This window comes from Fuscibacter oryzae (assembly GCF_016765795.1).
GTDB lineage: Bacteria > Pseudomonadota > Alphaproteobacteria > Rhodobacterales > Rhodobacteraceae > Fuscibacter > Fuscibacter oryzae.
Genome location: NZ_JAESVP010000020.1, coordinates 1 through 1,764, shown reverse-complemented (window position 1 = coordinate 1,764; position 1,764 = coordinate 1). Strand labels below are relative to the sequence as shown.

2 protein-coding genes are annotated in these 1,764 nt (G+C 64.5%); both read left to right on the top strand.

What is annotated here, in order from left to right:
* Positions 1-7: 7 nt before the first annotated feature.
* A complete protein-coding gene (locus tag JI744_RS19015) occupies positions 8-769 on the top strand; it encodes an electron transfer flavoprotein subunit beta/FixA family protein (RefSeq protein WP_202662759.1) in 762 nt (253 codons plus the stop codon).
* Positions 769-1,683 (top strand): electron transfer flavoprotein subunit alpha/FixB family protein, encoded by a 915-nt coding sequence (locus JI744_RS19010; RefSeq protein ID WP_202662758.1) that lies wholly within the window; start codon positions 769-771, stop codon positions 1,681-1,683. Before JI744_RS19015 ends, JI744_RS19010 begins: the two co-directional genes overlap by 1 nt.
* Positions 1,684-1,764 lie beyond the last annotated feature (81 nt).

Below are 1,764 nucleotides of genomic sequence, written 5' to 3'. Positions count from 1 at the left end.
TGCGCGCATGAAGGTCTTGGTGCCTGTGAAGCGAGTGATTGACTACAACGTTAAGGTTCGCGTGAAGGCGGACGGGAGCGGGGTTGATCTTGCGAACGTGAAGATGTCGATGAACCCGTTTGACGAGATTGCCGTGGAAGAGGCGATCCGTTTGAAGGAGAAGGGGATCGCGACGGAGGTTGTTGTGGTTTCCATTGGCGTGAAGCAGTCGCAGGAGACGCTGCGGACGGCTTTGGCGATGGGGGCGGACCGAGCGATCCTGATCGAGGCGGCGTCGGATGTGCATACCGACATTGAGCCTTTGGCGGTGGCGAAACTGCTGGCTGGCGTGGTCAGGGAAGAGGCCCCTGGTCTGGTTCTGGCGGGCAAGCAGGCGATCGACAATGACATGAACGCGACCGGGCAGATGCTGTCGGCGCTGCTGGGCTGGTCGCAGGGCACCTTTGCCAGCGAGCTGACCATTGCGGGCGACACCGCGACGGTGACGCGCGAGGTTGACGGCGGCTTGCAGACGATCACGGTGAAGATGCCAGCCATCATCACGGTGGATCTGCGGCTGAACGAGCCGCGCTATGCCTCGTTGCCGAACATCATGAAGGCCAAGGCCAAGCCGCTGGCGACCAAGACCCCGGCCGATTACGGCGTGGACGTGGCGCCGCGGCTGACGGTGGTCAAGACCACGGAACCTGCGGGCCGCAAGGCGGGCGTCAAGGTGGGTTCGGTGGACGAGCTGATTGCGAAACTGAAAGACGAAGCGGGGGTGATCTGATGGCTGTTCTCCTGATTGCCGATGTGAATGACGGGCAGCTTGCCACGGATCAGGTTGCCAAGGCGTTAACGGCGGTTGCCGGTCTGGGCGAGGTGCATCTGCTGGTGCCGGGTCCGGCCTCGGCTGCGGCAGAGGCGGCGGGTCTGGCGGGGGCGGCGAAGGTGCTGCACGCGAGCGATGCGGGCCATGGGCTGGCCGAACCTCTGGCGGCGCTGGTGGTGTCGCTGGCGGGGGGCTACAGCCACATTGCGGGGGCTGCGACGGCGTTCAACAAGAACATCCTGCCACGGGTTGCCGCGCTTTTGGATGTGATGGTGCTGTCGGATGTGACGGCGGTTATCGATTCGGTCACCTTTGAGCGGCCAATCTATGCCGGGAACGCGATCCAGACGGTGACGTCCGGCGATGCGGTCAAGGTGTTCACGGTGCGGACGGCGGCCTTTGCGGCGGCGGGTTCGGGCGGTGCGGCGCCGGTGGTTGCGGCGGCGGACGTGGCCGATCCGGGGCTGTCGGCTTGGGTGGAAGACAAGGTTGCGGCTTCTGACCGGCCAGAGCTGACCAGCGCCAAGATCGTGGTGTCGGGCGGGCGTGGCGTGGGGTCGAAAGACAGCTTTGCCATCATCGAGGCGCTGGCCGACAAGCTGGGCGCTGCGGTTGGTGCGTCCCGTGCTGCGGTGGATTCGGGCTATGCCCCGAACGACTGGCAGGTTGGCCAGACGGGCAAGGTGGTTGCGCCGAACCTCTATGTCGCGGTGGGGATCTCTGGCGCGATCCAGCACCTTGCCGGCATGAAGGACAGCAAGATCATCGTCGCCATCAACAAGGACGACGAAGCCCCGATCTTCCAGGTGGCCGACTATGGCCTGGTGGGCGATCTGTTCACACTGGTCCCGGAACTCACCGCAAAGCTGTAAGGCCTGCGAAGCTGTAAAGGGTGGTGCGCGCACAGCACGCACACTAACGCAAATGATCACGGGCGCCCAAAGCAGGGGCGC

What these genes read in the sequence shown, in the direction of transcription:
- JI744_RS19015 (WP_202662759.1), top strand. Translation starts at nt 8, where the DNA reads ATGAAGGTCTTGGTGCCTGTGAAGCGAGTGATTGACTACAACGTTAAG.
- JI744_RS19010 (WP_202662758.1), top strand. Translation starts at nt 769, where the DNA reads ATGGCTGTTCTCCTGATTGCCGATGTGAATGACGGGCAGCTTGCCACG.